Source organism: Methylobacter sp. (assembly GCF_036845245.1).
Taxonomy (GTDB): domain Bacteria; phylum Pseudomonadota; class Gammaproteobacteria; order Methylococcales; family Methylomonadaceae; genus Methylobacter_A.
In genome coordinates this window covers 1-20972 of sequence record NZ_DAIUEH010000026.1, presented here as the reverse complement: position 1 = coordinate 20972, position 20972 = coordinate 1, and the positions used below count along the sequence as shown (strand labels likewise).

The 20972-nt window shown below is 46.4% G+C and carries 19 protein-coding genes; 17 read left to right on the top strand and 2 right to left on the bottom strand.

The features are described from left to right. Positions 1–250: 250 nt before the first annotated feature. Positions 251–1309, top strand: a complete 1059-nt coding sequence (locus V7051_RS12700; protein WP_333876007.1) for an FAD:protein FMN transferase — start codon at positions 251–253, stop codon at positions 1307–1309. A 16-nt stretch (positions 1310–1325) separates the two neighbouring features. Continuing rightward, positions 1326–3968 carry an MMPL family transporter gene (locus tag V7051_RS12695; RefSeq protein ID WP_333876009.1) on the top strand — a complete coding sequence of 881 codons (2643 nt, stop codon included), beginning with the start codon at positions 1326–1328 and terminating at the stop codon, positions 3966–3968. An 83-nt stretch (positions 3969–4051) separates the two neighbouring features. Here the strand turns inward: V7051_RS12695 and V7051_RS12690 are convergent, their stop codons facing one another. Next, entirely contained in the window at positions 4052–6244 is a 2193-nt protein-coding gene (locus V7051_RS12690; RefSeq protein WP_333876012.1) for a putative bifunctional diguanylate cyclase/phosphodiesterase, read from the bottom strand. Positions 6245–6495: 251 nt separating this feature from the next. Continuing rightward, positions 6496–6645 carry a hypothetical protein gene (locus V7051_RS12685; RefSeq protein ID WP_333876014.1) on the bottom strand — a complete coding sequence of 50 codons (150 nt, stop codon included), beginning with the start codon at positions 6643–6645 and terminating at the stop codon, positions 6496–6498. A gap of 189 nt (positions 6646–6834) precedes the next feature. On the opposite strand from V7051_RS12685, the gene V7051_RS12680 reads away from it, so the two are divergent. The 15 genes from V7051_RS12680 to V7051_RS12610 all read left to right on the top strand — a co-directional run bounded on the left by V7051_RS12680 (position 6835) and on the right by V7051_RS12610 (position 20965). Next, positions 6835–7323 (top strand): septal ring lytic transglycosylase RlpA family protein, encoded by a 489-nt coding sequence (locus V7051_RS12680; RefSeq protein ID WP_333876016.1) that lies wholly within the window; start codon positions 6835–6837, stop codon positions 7321–7323. Positions 7324–7628: 305 nt separating this feature from the next. Then, entirely contained in the window at positions 7629–8465 is an 837-nt protein-coding gene (locus V7051_RS12675; protein WP_333876018.1) for a DHHA1 domain-containing protein, read from the top strand. 125 nt (positions 8466–8590) lie between these two features. Beyond that, positions 8591–10117: a fumarate hydratase gene (locus V7051_RS12670; protein WP_333876020.1), complete on the top strand. Its 1527-nt coding sequence runs from the start codon at positions 8591–8593 to the stop codon at positions 10115–10117. A gap of 534 nt (positions 10118–10651) precedes the next feature. After that, on the top strand, positions 10652–10891 hold the full coding sequence (gene hfq / locus V7051_RS12665; protein WP_333876022.1) for an RNA chaperone Hfq: 240 nt from the start codon (positions 10652–10654) through the stop codon (positions 10889–10891). An 89-nt stretch (positions 10892–10980) separates the two neighbouring features. Continuing rightward, complete coding sequence (gene hflX, locus V7051_RS12660) at positions 10981–12270, top strand: ribosome rescue GTPase HflX (protein ID WP_333876024.1); 1290 nt, start codon at positions 10981–10983, stop codon at positions 12268–12270. Between the two features lie 151 nt (positions 12271–12421). After that, positions 12422–13624 carry an FtsH protease activity modulator HflK gene (gene hflK, locus V7051_RS12655; protein ID WP_333876026.1) on the top strand — a complete coding sequence of 401 codons (1203 nt, stop codon included), beginning with the start codon at positions 12422–12424 and terminating at the stop codon, positions 13622–13624. Further along, positions 13624–14478, top strand: coding sequence for a protease modulator HflC (gene hflC, locus V7051_RS12650; protein ID WP_333876028.1), 855 nt, complete (start codon positions 13624–13626; stop codon positions 14476–14478). Before hflK ends, hflC begins: the two co-directional genes overlap by 1 nt. Positions 14479–14566: 88 nt before the next feature. Then, entirely contained in the window at positions 14567–15766 is a 1200-nt protein-coding gene (locus tag V7051_RS12645; protein WP_333876031.1) for an ATP phosphoribosyltransferase regulatory subunit, read from the top strand. Positions 15767–15768: 2 nt separating this feature from the next. Further along, positions 15769–17061 carry an adenylosuccinate synthase gene (locus V7051_RS12640; protein WP_333876033.1) on the top strand — a complete coding sequence of 431 codons (1293 nt, stop codon included), beginning with the start codon at positions 15769–15771 and terminating at the stop codon, positions 17059–17061. A gap of 30 nt (positions 17062–17091) precedes the next feature. Beyond that, entirely contained in the window at positions 17092–17379 is a 288-nt protein-coding gene (locus tag V7051_RS12635; protein ID WP_333876035.1) for a hypothetical protein, read from the top strand. 190 nt (positions 17380–17569) lie between these two features. Then, positions 17570–18847, top strand: a complete 1278-nt coding sequence (locus V7051_RS12630) for an MFS transporter (RefSeq protein WP_333876036.1) — start codon at positions 17570–17572, stop codon at positions 18845–18847. Between the two features lie 153 nt (positions 18848–19000). Continuing rightward, the gene (locus V7051_RS12625) at positions 19001–19726 is read left to right on the top strand and encodes a hypothetical protein (RefSeq protein WP_333876038.1); all 726 of its coding nucleotides are present in this window, start codon (positions 19001–19003) and stop codon (positions 19724–19726) included. A 128-nt stretch (positions 19727–19854) separates the two neighbouring features. Further along, on the top strand, positions 19855–20277 hold the full coding sequence (locus V7051_RS12620) for a DUF4260 domain-containing protein (RefSeq protein ID WP_333876040.1): 423 nt from the start codon (positions 19855–19857) through the stop codon (positions 20275–20277). 36 nt (positions 20278–20313) lie between these two features. After that, positions 20314–20637 (top strand): DUF167 domain-containing protein, encoded by a 324-nt coding sequence (locus V7051_RS12615; RefSeq protein ID WP_333876042.1) that lies wholly within the window; start codon positions 20314–20316, stop codon positions 20635–20637. 40 nt (positions 20638–20677) lie between these two features. Continuing rightward, positions 20678–20965 carry a GFA family protein gene (locus V7051_RS12610; protein WP_333876044.1) on the top strand — a complete coding sequence of 96 codons (288 nt, stop codon included), beginning with the start codon at positions 20678–20680 and terminating at the stop codon, positions 20963–20965. Positions 20966–20972 lie beyond the last annotated feature (7 nt).

Sequence of the window (20972 nt, the reverse complement as noted above, 5' to 3'; positions counted from 1 at the left end):
CAGGTTCAATTAACTATCATTGTTTAATTTTATGAGGACGAAAAGCCGCTCCTCTATCTTCGGCTAGGGATAGCTCTCATTTTTTAAAAAGCTTTAGCATCTTTCGGATTATAATAAGCAGCGCTTTAAAATAGGGTATTTAACAAGCGCAGTTATAGCGCGGTAAGTCATCGTTTGAAAACCTACGATGCACCGCGTTTTTTTATGAAGTTTATTATTGATAACCTGTGATGATAAAGAAACGGCAGATATGATGGTTAACCCAAGAACTACAAAAAACATATCCGGTTTTACGCTAGGAAATCTCTACACTTTCTGCATGTTTTTAGTCATGCTGACAGGCTGTTCGGAACCGACCATTCAAAAGCTTGAAGGCCCGGCTCAGGGTACGACCTACCATATCAGTTACTGGTCGGAATCGCCGTTCGATGCCAAAGACATCAAAGCCGGAATCGAAAACGAATTCGCGGTCATCGATAAACTGCTGTCCAATTACCGTCCCGACTCGACCATAGAATCTTTCAATAGCGTCGAGAACACTGACAGCCAGGAAGTCGGCGGCGAAATTGTATCCTTGGTTAAAATTGCACAGGTCGTAAACCAAGCCAGCCACGGTTGTTACGATTTAACCATCAAACCGTTGTTCGATTTATGGGGCTTTCGCGGCGATGCGCTGACGATGCCTGATGAATTAACCATTCAGAAAACGCTGAAGCAAATCGGCATGGAAAAACTTGAAGTCGTCGATGACACGCATCTACGCAAAAAACAAACCGACCTGAAAGTCGATTTATCGTCTATTGCTCAAGGTTACAGCGTCGAAAGAATCAGCAAGGTTCTGGCGCAAAAAGGCATAAGCAATTATCTGGTCGAGATTGGCGGCGAGCTGAAAACCAACGGCTATAAACCGGGGCTTCAACCTTGGCGTATTGCTGTGGAAAGACCGCTGCCCGAAGAGCGGACTATGCATAAAATTGTTACCATGCCCAAGGATGCACCGATTGCAGTAATGACTTCCGGTACTTACCGGCATTATTTCGACGATCATGGCAAGCGTTATAGTCATATCCTCGACGCCCGCACCGGCAAACCGGTTGACCATAACCTGGTTTCCGTGACTGTTCTGCTCGCTGATCCGGCGGTTGCCGATGCCTGGTCTACTGCATTGCTGTGTCTGGGCCCAAAAGACGGCATGGCAGCGGCGAATACGGCACAAATCCCCGCCTTGTTCATCGAACTGCAAGGCAACGAACTTACCGAATCCCGAAGTGATGCGCTGAACACGTTAACCACTCTTACCATCAATTAATGCCGAATCCTAACTTATGTCGTTAAAAACCCGTAGTCATATTATTTTTTCACGTTGGGGAAACTTCATTTTAAGCAGGCCGTTTGTGGTGTTGTCAATTATCCTTCTATTCGGCGTTTTGGGTTTGCAATACACAGCAGACAATTTGAGCATTAATACCGATACCGCCGAACTGGTGGCTCCCGATGCGCCTTTTCAGAAAAACCGGCGTAATTTTGAAAAAGCCTTTTCGCAAGATTTGCATACGTTGTTACTGGTGGTTGAGTCGAATACGCCCGAGCTGACCCAATCGGCTACGAAAAGATTACTGCGTTTGATAACCGCCGACAAAGAGCATTTTAATTCGGCCTATATTCCCAACGACAACGAGTTTTTTCGTCAGAACGGCCTGCTTTATCTCGATACAGACGAGCTGCAAGCCTTGTCCAATAATCTGTCGCTGGCTCAGCCTTTTATCGGCAGAATTTCTCAGGAACCCAATCTGACCGGCTTTCTTTCAATTTTTGAAGATGCGCTGACGTCTACCGACAAGACTCAGGTTGTGCCGATTGATTTAACTTCCCTGATTGATAAGGTAACGTCGGCCTTGCATAAAACGCTCAATGGCGAAAATGCTTTATTGTCCTGGGAGTCGTTGATTAGCGAAAAGAAAACGCATTCAGGCAACGGCTTTATTATTGTTTCGCCGAAGTTCAATTTTTCGCAAATCCGTCCTGCCGAAACGGCGATCGAGTCTATTCGTAAAGCCGTTGCCCAAATTCAAGACCCCAACTTGCCTGCGGTTAAAGTTTGGGTCACCGGCGAAGTCGGTCTTGAAGATGATGAATTGTCAGGTATGAGTACAGGTACGTTTACCGCCAGTATTTTTTCCATTGTGCTGGTGTTGTTTATTTTATTGGTTGCCTACCGCTCCGTTTTGCTGACGATAGCCACGTTGGCTACTCTGGCCTTGGGCATGCTTTTTTGCGGAGCGTTCGCGGCCTTTTCGGTAAAACAATTAAACCTGATTTCAGTAGCTTTTGCGGTATCCAATATCGGCTTGGGCGTAGAATATGCGATCCATTTTTGTTTACGCTACCGGGATAATCTGAGTCATCATGTTCATAAAGTGTTGGCGCTACGCAGTACTTTAACGGGTACCGCCCCCTCGCTGTTATTGTGTGCGGGCACCACATCCATCGGGCTTTATGCGTTTATCCCGACCGATTACAAAGGTGTGTCCGAGCTGGGTCTGCTGGCAGGCACCAGCTTGTTTATCTGTCTGTTGATTACTCTGGTCGCCTTGCCGGCGCTGTTAAGGGTTATGCCGGCTCCGTCAAAGTTTCCGGCGGCAAAAGAAAGCCGGAGCGGATTTGTTAGTCTCTCTGAAAAGCTGGCGTCTTATCCACTCCATTATGCCAAGCCGATTGCGATAGCCACCTTTATGCTCGCAGTCATTTCCGTCGCGCTGACTTTTAACGTGAAGACCGATTTCAATCCGATCAATCTTCGCGACCCCAATACTGAATCTGTTCTCGCGTTTAAGAACTTGATGAAAGATAAGGAAACCACGCCGCTGACCTTGACTGTTCTGGCCAAGGATGAAAACAGCGCCAAGGCCTTGGAGCAAAAGCTTTCGGCATTAGCTTCGGTTGATAAAACGGTCAGTCTTTTTGATTTTCAGCCCACCGAGCAGGACGACAAACTGGCCTTGATTGAGGAGATGAGCTTGATGCTTGGCGGGCAGATGCAGAGTTTTCCCGCGCTAAAAGTAGATCCTGACCCGGTTCCCGGCATTAATCGACTGATAAAAGCTATCGATACTTTGTTGCCGCAAAAAACCGATGTTCATGAACGTACCGCATTAACCAATTTTAGAAAGGAATTGGAGGATATTTTGATTGAGCTCGATACGCGGCAACAACCGAGTCGGAGCCTGTTCATCGAAAAAGTCCAGACTACGCTGCTTGGCACGTTGCCGATCCTTATGAACGAGTTATCCACCGGCTTCAATGCCAGCAAAGTCACCTTGGCCGATTTGCCTGCCGATATCAAAGACAAATGGCTAAGCAAGGATGGGATGTATCGTATCCAGATCTTTCCTAAAAAAGATCTGAACGATTTAACCAGTTTGGAAGAGTTTATTACCGCAGTACAATCCATTGCACCTGAAACAACCGATTTGCCGATCATGTATTGGGAATCGATGAAAGAAGTTATTGATGCCTTTCAGCAAGCTATTGTGATCGCGCTGGTTACTATTGCACTGCTTTTGTTTGTTATCAGGCGCAGTGTTATCGATACGGTTTTGGTTATGACGCCGCTGATATTAGCCGGACTGTTTACCATGGCGAGCACGGTTATAACCAATACGCCGATTAATTTCGCCAACATCATCGCCCTGCCGCTGTTGCTGGGGTTGGGTGTTGATAATGGTATCCATATGGTTGAAAAACTGCACCATTCGCTTTCCGAAGAGCAGAATATCTATCAATCCAGCACCGCCAGAGCGATGTTTTACGGCGCATTGACCACCGCTTCCAGTTTCGCCGGATTGGCATTCTCTCCGCATGAAGGCATCGCCAGCATGGGTTTGATTATTACCATAGGTATATTCTGGATCATGATTTGTACGTTTATTGTTCTTCCTGCACTGAGTAAATTGGTGCTAAAAGTCTAATACGATTTTGCCGGGATAGAAGCGATTCAATGTCTTGGTTGATGAGAGCTTTACAGGATGCAGTTTACGTCGGAAATCGCATCCTATGACTCTGATGGATATGATTTGTAAAAATTAATCCTGTCATTAGCTTTGGCTGAAAGCTGAGGTTGACTTAGACTGTTAGTCAGCAATTTTAGCAACGCATCGGCCGGTAAGGGCTTGCTGAAGTAGTAGCCCTGTAATTCATCACAGCCGATCCCATGCAAAAAGGCTTGCTGATAGGCCGTTTCCACGCCTTCGGCTACTACCTTCAGGCCCAAGCTGTGTCCAAGGGCGACGATGGCCTTGAGGATAGCAATATTGGCTGATTCGGTTTCCAGGTCGAGGACAAAAGTTTTGTCGATCTTAAGCCGGTCAACCGGAAAATCCTTCAGATAAGCCATGCTGGAATAACCGGTGCCGAAATCGTCAATCGCCAGCTTAACGCCCAATGTTTTGAGGTCATGCAGAATCTTGATGAAATTGACAGGATCTTGGGCCAGACTGCTTTCGGTAATTTCCAGTTCCAGGCATTGGGGGTCGAGTCTTGTGCTTTCGAGTGCCGATTCCACCATATTGACCAGATCGAGTTGCCGGAACTGTCGCGGCGATACGTTGACTGCAACAGGGATGGGCTGTCCCACTAGCTTTTTCAGCTCGCAAGCCTTGCGGCAGGCGTTTATCAGCACCCAGCGGCCAATTTCTTCGATTTGCCCGGTCTCCTCGGCTATCGGAATGAAATTTAACGGTGGTATCATGGCTTCGCCCGGCGGCTGCCAACGGATTAATGCTTCAACACCACACATTTTGCCGGTTGCAAAATCCATCTTGGGTTGGTAGTAAAGCAGAAACTCTTCATTTTCTATCGCGTGACGCAAGCGATATTCAATATCCATCCGTTCAGTCAATACTTTGTTCAGTTCATTGGTATAAAACTGGAAATTATTGCGGCCCGATTGCTTGGCTTTGTACATTGCAGAATCGGCATTCTTCAGTAATGTGTTGGGATCAGCTCCGTCATCAGGATATATGGCGATGCCGATACTACAGGAAACGACAAAATCGCGCCCCTCAATCAGCCAGGGGGTTGTTACTGCGGCAAGGATGCGTTGCATACTTTGCGCGATGTCTTCGATCTTATGCAGGCTGGTTAATAACAGTACGAATTCATCCCCGCCCAGTCGTACTACAGTGTCGGATTCGCGCACGCAGTCTGATAAACGTTCTGCCATAGTTATCAGCAGTTCATCCCCAACATGGTGGCCCATGCTGTCGTTGATTAACTTGAATTGGTCAAGATCGACAAAAGCCACTGCTAACTTACTGTCGTTGCGGTGAGCAAAGCTCATGCACTGTTGCAATCTGTCTGTCAGCAAGGTGCGATTCAGAAGTCCGGTTAAGGTGTCGTGCGTTGCTTGATATTCGATCTGGCGCTCGTAGTCCTTGCGCTCGGAGATATCTTCCACTGAGCCTTCATAGAACAGCAGATCTCCGGAAGCATTGCGGATTTCCCGTGCATTTTCGGTAATCCATATGATGTCGCCATTTTTGCGATAAGCCTGTGCCTCGAAGTTATGTACATGACCATGCTTTTCCATCAATGCGATAAATTCGGCACGCTTGCCGGGGTCGACATAAAGCTGTTTCTGAATATCGCGGATGCCATGTATCAGGTCGTTTGCCGAGTCGTAGCCATAGATCCGCGCCAACGCAGGATTAAAATTGAGATATTGCCCGGAGGGACTGGTCTGGTATATACCTTCCATGGCATTTTCAAAAATGGAGCGGTAGCGCTCTTCTGCTTCGCGGGCCTGTTGTTCACTTTGTTTTCGTCGGGTGATGTCCTGAATAAACCCTTCTAACGCTTCGAGCTCTCCAATTTCGTTGAAGAGCGGGCCTCCGATTTCCTGCACCCAGCGGATATCGCCGTCGGCATGCGTAATGCGGTATTCCACATCGAATTGTTCGCCGATACTAACTGCACTTTCAATTTTATCGCGCACCCAAACTCGATCATCCTCAAGTGTCAGCGCCTCATAACTGATCCGGTGATTAAAAAGCAGGTCTTCGCCATCATAGCCGGTAATTTCCTTACAGCCATCGCTGACAAATACCATGGTCCAGTTCTCATCCAGCAGGCAGCAATACACCATCCCTTTAAGATTGCTCATGAGGGTACTCAACATGCGTTCCCTATCCTGCAATAATTTTCTCAGGTTAGGGCTAAAGTTTTTGGTAATCAAGGATGAAGACATCTGCCTACCAGTATCAGGAAATGAAAAAAATGTCTAAGGTCTAGCTCATGCATTAGGAATAAGCAATATTCATACCGGAAGGCGGAATGCCCATAGAGCGGGGCGTTCCAAGGTAGCTAAAGGATTAATGTGTGTTGAAATGGTGCGGAAGCACCTAATAAGTGCAGTTTGGACTGAATGGAGCTAAATAAAATTTAGCTCCATTCAGTTTTTGCGAAAGGTGTGGCCTTGTATTTGAAAATTGGTAGCGTCTAATAATTTGGTGAGTTTTGCGATGATTTATTAGCCGCTTCTTTTTGCTGTTGCGATAGATAAGTTCCGCCCATAATCACCGCCATTATTAAAATATAAACCACCGAAGCAATGCGCCTGGCTTTTTTTTCCTGCTCATAGTTGTTCATAATTGAATCCTGAAACCTCAAATAAAGTTGGAATAATACAATACTTGTGAATTTATTTAATGAAAGAATCTCCAGTGAGTTGCAGGTTAAAGAGCTTTTTTGCAAGGCATTGATTTTGTGCGTTTAAGCTAGTCTTAAGATTTGTTAAGTTAAAATCGAGCCAGATTTAAATAAAAAAGGCTCTATCCTATGAATAAAATCATGCTAGCAGTTCCTGTTTTTTTAATGTGCAGTTATTTTGTTAACCCAATACAAACAGCCGAAGCATCAGAACATCGTTCGGCTCATAAAGCTTCCAGGCACTCATCGGTAGCAGCACATAAAGCCAAGCAGCCGTCAGACAATCATCAAAGTACGGTTTCCTGGTATGGCTCTGAGTTTCACGGCAAAAAAACTGCCAGCGGCCAAAAATACGATATGTATGCAATGACGGCCGCACACAAAACACTACCTCTTTTGTCTTACGCCAAAGTTACCAACTTGAAAAATCATCGTAGCGTTGTTGTTCGTATTAACGATCGAGGTTCTTTTCACGGAAAAAGGGATATGGATTTATCTTATGCTGCCGCAAAAGAGCTCGGTATTCGGGGATTAGGGTCTGTAAAAATTACGCCGTTGAGCAGCAATGAGACATTATCACCATTGAGTAATAATGGTAAAGCAAGTAAGCGCGGTTAAGCTGATCCGCATAAAATTAAATTAACTCCCCTCTGTGCCTCGCATCAAACATGCATTGCAAGGCAAGCAAAATTCAATACTCCGCCTCGCGGACTGACCAAGCAGCAACGTGACGCGTAATATCAAAAAATTCACTAAGTATAAATTCGTCCCGCTACCATGAATATGGCGAGGTCTCAGAACATTGATCCCTGAAAATCAAAGTGTATGCTTATGATTAGGGCTCGGGTCGTGTAAAATGTAATTTCAAATGGCTGGGCAATAGCTCTCGGCCCATACAATACACAGTGGATTTTTTAAAAAGCATGTTAGAAGCCAATGAAATTTTAGTTGTTTATCATGCCGATTGCTTGGATGGCCTAGGTTCAGCATGGAGCGCATTTTGCAAGTTAGGCAATCAAGTCCGTTATATTCCGGCTCGCTATGGTGACGATATTCCCGATTTTGAGCAGGGAGCAATACTTTATATATTGGATTATTCCTATCCGCCGGAGTTCTTGGTCAATGCCGCAGCGAAAGCAAGCAGAGTCGTCCTGATTGATCACCATATGACCGCCATGGAACAATGTGACACCTTTTTTAAGGTGCAGCCAATTCCTGAAAACCTGTCGATCAATTTCGATATGTCTCGGAGTGGGTGCGTTCTGACCTGGCAGTATTTTTTCCATGATCTGAAACCGCCTAAAATCCTATTGCATATCGAAGACCGTGATCTTTGGCATTTCAAGATGGACGGTACCCGCGAAATAACAACCGCGCTGTATGAAAAAATGCCGATCACTTTTGCTGAAATAGGCACGCTTGATCTGATGGAACTATTGGCAGTAGGTCGCATACAGGTTGAGCAATTTGCAGGGATGGTGCAAAGGCTCGCTAAATCCGCGCATAGTGTTTCGGTGGCGGGTCAGGTGGGGCTTGCCGTTAATGCGCCATCATTATTTTCAAGCGACCTTGGTCATGTGTTGGCAGAAAAATCAGGCACGTTCGGCATGACCTATCAATATGACGGCAGGAAGCAGCAGTGGACTTTCTCGCTCCGTTCAATCGGTGATTACGATGTAGGTCATATAGCATCAAGTTTTGGCGGAGGAGGGCATAGGAATGCCGCGGGCTTTGCCTTGGATAACAACCCGTTTTTTTAGTTTTTTGTGCGGGTAAACATTGAATTGATTGTGTTAATTGTCATTGAGTGATGTCTGGTAGCTCCGCGTCCATGCTATATAATGCTCCCACTGAATTATTTGCAACTATACAACAGGGAACTCCGATGAGCATTATTCGTCAAGACGATCTTATTCAAAGCATTGCCGATTCTCTGCAATATATTTCGTATTACCATCCGCTGGACTTTATCAAGGCTATGCATGAAGCCTATCAAAAGGAAGAGAATCCGGCGGCAAAAGATGCGATGGCGCAAATTTTAATCAACTCCAGGATGTGCGCCGAAGGCCGGCGCCCGATTTGCCAGGATACCGGCATTGTTACGGTATTTTTAAAGGTTGGTATGAATATCCGATGGGATGCAGATATGAGTGTTGTCGATATGATCAATGAGGGTGTTCGACACGCTTATCTATACCCTGATAATGTGCTGCGTGCTTCGATATTGGCCGACCCGGCCGGTAAGCGACTCAATACAAAAGATAATACTCCGGCAGTGATACATATGGAAATTGTTCCCGGCGATACGCTCGATATCGAAATAGCCGCCAAAGGTGGAGGTTCTGAAGCCAAAGCAAAGTTTGCGATGCTCAATCCTTCTGATAGTATCGTTGAATGGGTGCTGAAATCCGTTCCTGCCATGGGAGCGGGCTGGTGTCCGCCCGGCATTCTCGGGATAGGTATAGGCGGTACGGCTGAAAAAGCCATGCTTTTGGCAAAGCAGGCGTGTATGGGATCGATAGATATTCATGGGTTAATCGCTCGCGGTCCTCGCAATGCGCTTGAAGAATTGCGTCTGGAACTATATGACAAAGTCAATGCGCTGGGTATCGGCGCACAAGGCTTGGGTGGTCTGACCACGGTGCTGGATATTAAGATCAATGATTATCCGACCCATGCAGCCAACAAGCCGATTGCGATCATTCCTAACTGCGCCGCTACCCGGCATGTGCATTTTGTTCTGGACGGCAGTGGCGCTGCCGAATTTAAACCGCCGCGTTTGGAAGATTGGCCTGAAATCACTTGGAATGCCGGTGCAACTGCCCGCAGAGTTAATCTGGATACTGTAACTCAACAGGATTTGGAGAGTTGGAAGCAGGGAGAAACTTTATTGCTTAGCGGCACCATGCTGACTGGTAGGGATGCAGCGCATAAGCGCATGGCTGAGCTTTTTGAACGGGGTGAAGCATTGCCTGAAAGCGTGGATTTTACCAACAAATTCATTTATTACGTAGGACCGGTCGATCCGGTTCGTGATGAAGTGGTAGGGCCGGCGGGCCCAACTACAGCAACACGCATGGATAAATTTACTGAAGTGATGTTGGACAAAACAGGCTTGCTCGGTATGATCGGTAAATCCGAACGCGGACCGGAGGGGATTGCCGCTATTAAAAAGCATAAAGCCGTTTATTTAATGGCGGTTGGTGGTGCGGCTTACCTGGTGTCAAAAGCCATCCGTAAATCGCGTATTGTCGCTTTTGAAGATCTGGGAATGGAAGCTATTCACGAGTTTGTTGTTGAGGATATGCCGGTTACGGTTGCTGTTGATACTGCGGGTGTTTCTGTGCATCAAATCGCGCCAAAAAGCTGGCAAGCCAAGATTGGAAAAATTCCTGTTGTTGAGGGAAGTTAAGGCGGGTTATTTTTAGTGGCCTAACGGATTTAAAAGTTGGGAGCATTATCGAAACGCTGAATAAAAGCACCGCGAGGAGGATCGCTCCGACGCTGCGAGACAGGAGTCGAGTAGTCCCCAGAAGCGATAGTGCATGTGTTTTCACGCAGCTTGCGAAGTGAAAATGCAGGCTTTCCGAAATCGCGTCGAGTCATTGGAGAGCATGTGAGCTACCCCTTGTTGGGTAGCGATCGAGTGACCAGGACGGCTGGGGCAGCCGCAGGCATTAGCGGTCGCGTAATTTTTGCCGCTTGTTGGGCTGGGAGGCCCATAAAAGCTTTCGCAAAAATAGCGACTCCCCGGTGTTCAGGATAACCTGCTTGAATTTGTAAAAATGCACCCCATTATATTTTTCGCTTGCAAAGTAAAAATACGAAAAACTCAAAACATGCACAAATTTAGCTAAAAATATTCTGAAACCGGAGTATTGATTTGTATTGATTTGTAATTACAGTTATCTTAATCAAAAGTTTTAAAATAATAAGGAGAAATCGGATGTCAAAAGGTCAAAATTTACAGGATAATTTTTTAAATGCTCTTAGAAAAGAGCACACGCCTGTTTCTATTTTCCTTGTTAACGGGATAAAGTTGCAGGGTAAGGTGGATTCGTTTGATCAGTACGTGGTTATGCTGAAAAATACGTCAAGTCAGATGGTTTACAAACATGCCATATCCACCATTGTGCCAAGTAAAGCTGTAAAGATGATGCATGAAAATGACACCAGTGATGAATGATTAATTTATGTATGGGGCGATAAACCTGCAAGGCAGTTGTATGTATGCGGAAAATAAATTTCTTTTTATAATCACTTTGGGGTATTTAATTGTTTGATCGTCCCGAATCAGGTGAACGAGCGGTCCTTGTTCATCTGTCACTTCGTTCCAGGCAGGAAGATCTTTTAGAATTAAAAGAATTAGCTAAATCAGCCGGAACCGATCCTGTCTACGTAGTAACAGGCACTCGCAAAAAGCCAGATCCAAAATATTTTGTCGGTAAAGGTAAGCTTGAAGAGCTTAAAGGCATCATAGAAGCTTATGAAGCTGACATCGTTTTATTCAATCACCCGCTGTCACCGAGCCAGGAAAGAAACCTTGAAGGCTTCTTAGGTGTTCGGGTAGTCGATAGAAATGGGTTGATTCTTGATATTTTTGCTCAGCGTGCGCAAACCTTTGAAGGTAAATTACAGGTTGAATTAGCGCAATTGCAGCATTTGTCGACGCGGCTGGTCCGAGGCTGGACGCATTTGGAACGTCAAAAAGGCGGTATCGGGCTTCGTGGGCCGGGGGAAACCCAGCTGGAAACCGACAGGCGATTATTGGGTTTACGCATTAAACAGATTCAACAGCGTTTGGATAAAGTCGATAAACAACGGCATCAAGGGCGCAGCAAAAGAAAAAAAGCCGAAGTTCCATCGGTTTCTCTGGTTGGATACACCAATGCCGGCAAATCAACCTTGTTTAATAGACTGACAGGTGCCGATATTTATGTGGCGGATCAGTTGTTTGCTACCCTGGATCCGACCTTGCGTAACTGTCAGCTGCCTAATAGCAGCGAAATTGTCTTGGCCGATACCGTAGGTTTTATACGACATTTACCGCATGAACTGGTGGCGGCGTTTAAATCTACGTTGCAGGAAGCCAGTGAAGCGGATTTATTGTTGCATGTGATTGATGCCAGTAGCGAGGACAGGGTTGAGACTATTTATCAGGTCAACCAAGTGCTTGAAGATATCAAGGCCAATGAAATCAGGCAACTTGAGGTTTTCAATAAAATAGATTTATTGACAGACATCCAGCCTCGGATTGAACGGGATGATGTTGGTAATCCTGTTCGGGTATGGCTATCCGCCGAAACCGGAGCCGGTGTTGATCTGCTTTATCAGGCATTGGCTGAAATATTTTCAAATACTAAAGTCAAAAGAAAGTGTTATTTGCAGCCTGATCAAGGCGATATAAGGGCGAAGCTATTTGGATGCGCCAGAATAATTAGTGATAAAACTGATGATTTTGGTGCTTGTGAGTTAGAAATCGAAATTGATACGAAGTATTTGGGCTTATTGAAATCGGTTGAAATCGAAGCAGTTCTTAAAGAAGGCGAAGGCGCTGGTATTTAGGTGTTGACCTTGTGTCTTTCGCCTTTTACGGATATTTACGATAGAATATCAAACATGAATCGGTACGCTTAAGGAATGATGTCTCTTTCTGAAAGTTAAAATCATCCTGCGGGATGTGTGAAAGTTTAAGTAACCTATATGGAGCAAAGTTATGTCCTGGAATGAGCCTGGCGGCGATAAGAAAGACCCCTGGAGCGGTCGTGGTGATCAAAAAGGCCCACCTGATCTAGACGAAGCAATACGTTCATTACAAGAAAAGTTAAGTAATTTTTTTGGCGGCGGACAAGAAGGCGATAATAGCTCTTCCGGCACTCCTCCATGGAAAAGTCTTGGTTTTCTCGCAGCAGGTGCATTAGTGTTATGGGGCTTAAGCGGCTTTTATATTATCAATGAAGGTACGCAAGGTGTTGAAACACGGTTCGGTAAATATGTTGCTACAACTCAGGCCGGTTTAAACTGGCATTTACCGTCACCTATTGAGCGAGTTGATATCGTTGATGTTAAACAACAGCGTTATATCGAAGTAGGTTACCGTAGCGGTGGCAATGAGCAGGGTTTGGGCTCGGTGCCGAAAGAAGCATTAATGCTGACCAAAGATGAAAACATTATCGATGTTCGTTTGGCGGTACAGTATCAAGTTAAAAATGCAAAGGAATTTGTTTTTAATATAGTTAATCCTGCCGCGACCTTGAAACAAGTCACTGAAAGTGCGCAACGCGGCGTAGTCGGCAGCAGCGAAATGGACTTTGTCTTGACTGAGGGTCGCAGTGAAGTTGTAGCCCAGATTAAAAAGGAAATTCAAGAGGTTATGGATAGCTACAAATCAGGTATCCAGATTACCAGTGTCAATCTCCAGGATGCGCAGCCACCTGAACAGGTACAAAACGCATTTGAAGACGCTATTAAGTCGCGTGAAGATCAACAACGCTTGATTAACGAAGCCGAAGCCTATTCCAATGACGTTGTGCCGAAAGCACGCGGCGCCGCAGCCAGAAAAATGCAGGAAGCCGAAGGCTATAAAGAACAGGTTATTGCTCAGGCGGAAGGTGAGTCCAGCCGTTTTTCAAAATTGCTGGCGGAATATACCAAAGCGCCGGATGTAACCAGAAAACGTCTTTATATCGAAGCCATGGAAAATGTATTGGGTGAAACCAATACCGTGATGGTTGATGTGAAAGGCAGCAATAACATGCTTTATTTGCCATTAGATAAAATGATCCAGCATCAGCCTTCGATTCAACAACCTAATGTTCCTCAAAGCACAGCGGAACAGCCTGCTCAGACAGCGGTTGAAACACCACAACCTCCGGCTGTGCGAACTTCAACTCGCGGTCGTGATGTAAGGGGACGCTAATGACACAGAATAAAATATTGGTAACTCTGGGTGCATTATTGTTTATTGGCATGATGTGTATATTTACCGTCAATGAAACAGAAAAAGCCATTAAGTTTCGTTTAGGCGAGATCGTAAAAAACGATTATGAGCCTGGATTGCATTTTAAATGGCCGCTTATCAACAATGTAAAAAAGTTTGATAAACGTATCCAAACGATGGACGCCAAGCCTGAGCGTTTTTTAACCGCCGAAAAGAAAAACGTCATTGTCGATTCTTTCGTTAAATGGCGCATCGGTGACGTAACTACTTTTTATACGGTTGTTGCCGGTGATACCGATCAGGCTAATTTACGTCTCGATCAAATTGTTAAAGATGCTTTTCGTGGCGAATTCGGCAAGCGTAATATCAAGCAATTACTGTCAACGGATCGTCAGGTTATTCGTGAAGTACTGATCAAAAATGCCAAACCTCTTGCAGCAGACTTGGGTATGGAAATTGTTGATGTCCAAGTCATGCGCATCGATTTGCCTGACGAAGTCAGCAGTTCCGTGTTCCGCAGAATGGAAGCGGAGCGTGAGCGGGTTGCCCGTGAGTTCCGTTCGCAAGGTGCGGAAGCCGCAGAAAGAATTCGTGCCGATGCCGACAGGCAACGGGTTGTTACGATGGCAAACGCGTTTAGGGATGCGGAAATGCTGCGTGGTGAAGGCGATGCAAAATCTGCTGAAATCTACGCCAAAGCCTATGGCGCCGATACCGAGTTTTTCACTTTCTATCGCAGCTTGAATGCCTATAAAAAGACGTTTTCAAGTTCTAGCATGATGGTGCTTGATCCTGATTCCGACTTTTTTAGATATTTTAAACAGCAGAAATAGCCAAAGATAAGATTCCCAAGTTTTAGCTTGGGAACCAGTAACCAACGCTCCGCATGCGGGGCGTTTTGTTTGAGTGGACATACAAAACATGCAACAAAAAGACTCTTGGCTTTTGCCCGACGGCATAGAAGAGATTTTGCCGGAAGAGGCTAAGCATCTTGAAAGCTTGCGCCGTAAAATATTGGACACATTTGCCTGTTGGGGATATGAATTAGTCATTCCTCCGTTCATAGATTATCTGGATTCTTTATTGACCGGTTCAGGTCATGACCTGGAATTGCAGACTTTTAAACTGACCGACCAGATTAGCGGCGAAATGCTTGGGGTGAGGGCGGATATGACCCCCCAGGTTGCCAGAATAGATGCGCATAATCTCAATGCCGAATGGCCGACGCGCCTTTGCTATACCGGAACCATTTTGCATACCAAAGGCGATCCGCTCGAAAAAACAAGAAGCCCTATGCAGATAGGCGCCGAGCTATACGGTCATGACGGTAAGGAAAGCGATGTAGAAGTCATTCGCCTGATGCTGGAAATGTTGGCGATGAGCGGATTGCAAAATGTGCATCTTGACTTGGGTCACGTCGGCATTTATCGGGCGCTGTCAAAACAAGCTGGATTAAATGAAGTGCAGGAAGCTGAGTTGTTCGATGTGTTGCAGCGTAAGGCCAGGCCGGAACTTCAGGAATTGATGGTCAGCTACAGCATTGATGATGAACTGAAGACTATGTTCCTGAAACTGCCGCAATTGAATGGCGGCAAGGAAACCATTGCTAGAGCCAGAGATGTTTTATTGTCGGCTAATGGTGAAGTCAAAGAAGCTTTAGCGGATTTGGAAGCTATTGCGGATAAATTGACAGCCTGTTTTCCATCTCTACCGATCAGTTTCGATTTGGCTGAATTGCGTGGTTATCATTATCACACCGGCGTGGTTTTTGCTGCTTTCGTACCGACGGTAGGCAGGGAGATTGCCAGAGGTGGCCGCTATGACAATATCGGCGCCATTTTCGGACGCGCGCGCGCGGCGACTGGCTTTAGTGCGGACTTGAAAGTATTGTCGGTATTAGGCAAAGCCTCCTATCAAAAAGAACAGCAAGCTTTGATTTTCGCTCCATATGGGGACGATGCAACGCTACATGAAAAAATCAGGGATTTACGTGCCGAAGGACTGGCAGTTGTTCAACAACTGCCGGGACAAACCGGGACTGCGCAAGAACTTAAGTGCACATCCGTCTTAGAACAAGATCATCAAAATTGGGTCGTTAGGCCATTAGCAAGCTTGGAATAATTATGGGAAAAAATGTCGTTGTCATCGGTACCCAATGGGGTGACGAAGGAAAAGGTAAACTGGTTGATTTGTTAACGGAGCAGGCGGAAGCTGTGATCCGTTTTCAGGGCGGTCATAACGCAGGGCACACGCTGGTTATACAGGGAAAAAAGACGGTTTTGCATCTTATTCCCTCCGGCATCCTTCGGGAAAATGTGCAATGCATGATCGGCAACGGTGTGGTTTTATCGCCCGACGCCCTGCTGGAAGAAATTGAATTGTTGGAAAAAGCCGGTATTCCGGTGAGAAACCGCTTGCTGATCAGCGAAGCTTGCACACTGATATTGCCGGTTCATGTAGCCATTGACAAGGCGCGTGAATTAGCTAGAGGCAGCAAGGCGATCGGCACGACAGGTCGCGGCATAGGGCCTGCGTATGAAGACAAGGCAGCCAGAAGAGGCCTGCGCGCCGGAGATTTTTTAAATCCCGCGCTTTTCGCCGAACGGTTTAAAGAACTGGTCGAATACCACAACTTCATGCTGACCAATTATTATGATGCCGATCCAATCGATTATCAAACAGGTCTTGAAGAAGCGCTGAAGCTGGGCGAGCAAATCAAGCCGATGTTGACCGATGTGAGCGAGGTTTTATATAAATACCAAGATCAAGGCAAAAACCTGTTGTTCGAAGGCGCCCAAGGCGCTCTGCTCGATATTGATCACGGCACCTTTCCTTATGTGACGTCATCCAGTACTACCGCAGGCGGGGCCGCTACCGGAACCGGGATCGGACCTCTTGATCTTGACTATGTGCTGGGTATCACTAAAGCCTATTCGACACGCGTAGGTAATGGCCCATTCCCAACCGAATTGCATGACGCGAACGGCGATCATTTGGGTACGGTAGGGCATGAGTTTGGTGCTACCACGGGCCGTAAACGCCGCACCGGCTGGTTTGATGCGGTCTCCATGCGCAAATCCGCCAAAATGAACAGCCTGAGTGGTATTTGTTTAACCAAACTTGATGTGCTTGACGGCCTGGAAAAGGTCGGTATTTGTACCGCCTACAGGCTTAACGGTGTGATTACCGAAACTGCGCCTTTAGGTGCTGATCAATATGAGGAATGTCACGCGATCATCGAAGACATGCCGGGCTGGACGGGAACGACTGCCGGCGTAACCGATTTTGATGCGCTGCCTGATAACGCCAAAGCCTATATCAAGAGAATTGAAGAACTGGTCGGCGTTAAGATTGCTATTCTGTCAACCGGCCCGGATAGAGACGAAACAATAATCCTGGAACATCCGTTCGCTTGAACGGCTGTTGCCCAATTACCTGGAGATAACATGGCTGAAACAGTAGATGAGTTAACCGTAACATACGAAGATGGCGGTATTGAGACAGTCAAGGAACTGGACAAAAAAGTGCTGACCAAAGGCGCATGGGCTACGGTGATGTACCGTTATCAGGACTGGAATCGTGCTAAAGAAGAATACGGTCCCGATAAATACACCATTCGCCGTTACCAGAAGCAAAACGGTGAATACAAGCAAAAATCGAAGTTCAATATTTCCAGCAAAGATCAGGCGAAAGCCATTATCGAAGCGTTGGAAGATTGGGTTAAATTGGATTAATGTCAATGCAGGGCGCGCCGCGCGCGCCTTTTCAGATACTTGAATAATCTTGCTATTCTTTGGCGCGCACGGTACGCCCTACATCAAAGTTGGTAGCCCGATCCAGAACTTGAGCCAGCACATTCGTTATAATCGGTTTCTAAAATAACAAGCTGAGGATTCCACCCAGCACCGGACGTTCAAGGCATTCATGAGCAAAACCACCGCCCCTTCCGTTACCCGTATCGCCTTAGCCAGCTTCATCGGCACCGCTATCGAGTTTTACGACTTTTATATCTACGGTATGGCGGCGGCCTTGGTTATCGGCCCGGTATTTTTCCCCGGCAGCAACCCGACAACCCAAGCGCTCAGTTCCTTTCTTACTTTTGCTGTTGCGTTTCTTACCCGGCCTTTAGGTGCGACGCTGTTCGGGCATTTCGGAGACCGCATCGGGCGCAAGACAACCTTGGTCGCATCGCTGTTGGTCATGGGCGTTTCAACCACATTGATCGGCTTATTGCCGGGTTATGACGCTATTGGCGCATGGGCTCCGGCGTTGTTGTGCCTGTTGCGTTTTGGTCAGGGCATCGGCTTGGGCGGCGAGTGGGGTGGGGCAGCACTATTGGCGACCGAGAACGCCCCGGCCGGAAAGCGCGGCTGGTACGGCATGTTTCCCCAGTTGGGGCCGCCGGTGGGTTTTCTGCTGGCGACCGGCAGTTTTCTACTGCTGGCTCATTTTCTAAGCGAACAAGAGTTTAAAGACTGGGGTTGGCGACTTCCGTTTCTTGCCAGTTCGGTGCTGGTCGTGATCGGTTTGTATGTGCGTCTGGCCTTGGCGGAAACCCCAGTGTTTGCCAAAGTGTTACAGCAACACCAACAGGTCGGTCTGCCGCTTAAGGAAATACTTAAATCCCATGCCGCCCCGCTGGCGCTGGGAGCGATGGCGATGGTCGTCTGCTATGCGCTGTTCTATATTTCAACCGTGTTTTCGCTGAGCTACGGTACCACGACGCTTCAAATTCCAAGGCAGCAATTTCTCGGTATGTTATGCGTGGCTGTACTGTTTATGGCCGCAGCCACGCCGCTATCGGCATGGGCGGGTGATCGTTTCGGACGGCGACCCGTTTTGCTGGTTGCCGGAAGCTTGGCATTCCTGTCCGGTTTCTTGTTAAAGCCGATGCTGGAAAGCGGCTCGCCGTTAATGATTACCGCTTTCCTGTCATTGGAGCTGTTCCTGATGGGAGCCACCTTCGCGCCGATGGGAGCCTTGCTGCCGGAACTGTTTCCGTCCGAGTTACGTTATACCGGTGCGGGAACGGCCTATAACTTAGGTGGCATATTGGGCGCTTCGTTTGCCCCTTATATCGCGCAACGGTTGGTAAGCGAAGGAGGATTAGACTGGGTTGGCGGCTATGTGTCATTGGCTGCGGCTATTAGCCTGCTTGCAGTGTATTTGATGCGGGAAACTCGAGATAATCGATGGGTATAAGGCGCAGAATCTAGTGATGTAGCTCATATGAAGTGGAATCCCATTACACGAGTTACCTACGGGCTATTGGCTGGCTTCTCAAAGTTTTTGTTTTAATTAAACGCATCGGTTTATTAAAGTAATAGCGGTATATTTTAAAATAAGGCAACATCAATGGATGTTCTATTTTTCTTGAAAGAACGAACCAAATTTATTCGCCAGTTTTATACGACAACATCCACGCCATACATTGAGCGGATCGAAAAAATTTATGCAGGGGAAGAGCCATTTGTCCCGTCATACAATGAAGACGATGAAGGTGAGTTTTATGCAGACTTGGCTGAAGCAAATGATTCTCTTTGTGTGATTGGATATTCCTGCGTTTCAATGCTGTCTACAGCATTAAAACTTTATTTTCAGTCATGGGAAAAAGAAGCAATCGGAATTGTAGGCGAAGATAAAAAGAGAACAAAAATAGATCAGAAATATAAAGACTATTGGAGAGAAAGAAACGAATCGTTCAAAAAAGGTGCCCTACATGGATATAGATGGGTTTTTTCATATCATCTAAATATTGATTTTGATGCTAGTCCAGCATGTCTTGTTAAGCTTGAGGATATTTTTCTTTCGCGGAATAAAATTGAGCATCCCCCGTCGATTACTAACTTAAAAACATATTACGGAGATTCTGATTTAGATAAATTGCAAAACAACCCCTTCTTTATTGATGAGGGGGAGATTGATCCTTTTGTTGAGACAGATGAAGAAAAAAAGTTCTGGTATAAGTGGTTTAATTTGCATGTTTCCGAGGAAAAGTTGTTCATGGCAATTTCAGAGGTGGAATGTTTCTCAGAATGGCTGGATAACGAGATTAAGACAGTTAAGGGTTGGGCAGAATGAGAATTCTCCAAGCAGGGATCCCCCGTCTTGCCTAAAATGAAACGAAATACGGGAACGTGATATAAACTCTTCCAAATTCTCCGGGGCTACCTTACCCACTCAATCACACAATAAATTAAGGAGATCGTATGTCTGGTGAAACTACCGGCGCAGTGCGCACCGTGCTTCGGCTTGAGGGCTTGTGTGTACTCGTTGCGGCTTCCGTCGCCTATTCAAAATTCGGTCTTGGCTGGGGAACGTTCGCGCTGTTCTTTCTTACGCCGGACATTTCTTTTCTCGGTTATCTCGCAGGCCCCAAGGTTGGCGCTATTAGCTACAATTTAGCGCACTCCTATATTGGGGCAGTTGTTTGCTTGGCGGCTGGCGTTATGCTTCCGGCCCCGACTATTCTTTGTATCGGCCTTATCTGGTGCGCCCATATCGGTTTTGACCGTGCACTCGGCTACGGGCTTAAGTATTCAGCCGGTTTTGGTTTTACTCATCTTGGCCGTATCGGGCGATTTCCTGCAATGATGTCCGGCGCTGAAGTTAAACAGGGCTCGGGCGAATAGCTTTTGGTCAATAAAAACAATCAACAGCATGAGTTTGTGAGAAACAAAGGATTGGCGATTAATTATTTCTGTGCCTGGGATGGGGAAACCTTAGTGCTTAATATTCTGGGCCAACCCAGCGCCAAACAGGATGCTATCGGCAAGGTTAAAGGCAAGCAGCTTAAAATCAGTGTCACGGCAGCGCCTGTGGCGGGCAGGGCAACCGATCATATGGTCCGGTTCCTGACCAAGGAATTTGGCGTGGCAACCAAGGATATTGAAGTTGTGTTCGGCAGGTTCAATGTCAATAAACAGCTGCGGATTAAATCGCCCAAACATCTACCCACTGTTATTAACAAACATTTATCTCAACAAGCATAGAATAAGCTTCTTTTCTTACTCTGTAGCGAGGAAACTAAATATGAAAGGCAGTTGTTTATGCAAAGCAATTGAGTACGAAATCGACAGCATTGATATGCCTGTTGTTCACTGTCATTGCAGGACTTGCCAAAAAGCTCATGCGGCTTCGTTCGCCACAACTGCCGGTGTAATGAGTGAGCATTTTCGCTGGCTGAAAGGCGAGGAAAAACTTTCCTCTTTCGAGTCTTCTCCGGGAAAGTTACGCTATTTCTGTTCGCTGTGCGGTTCTCATCTGGTGGCGGCCCCCTGCGTCAGACTAGTTGTCGCCTCAAATTTTCAGAATCCGTAAAATTTGA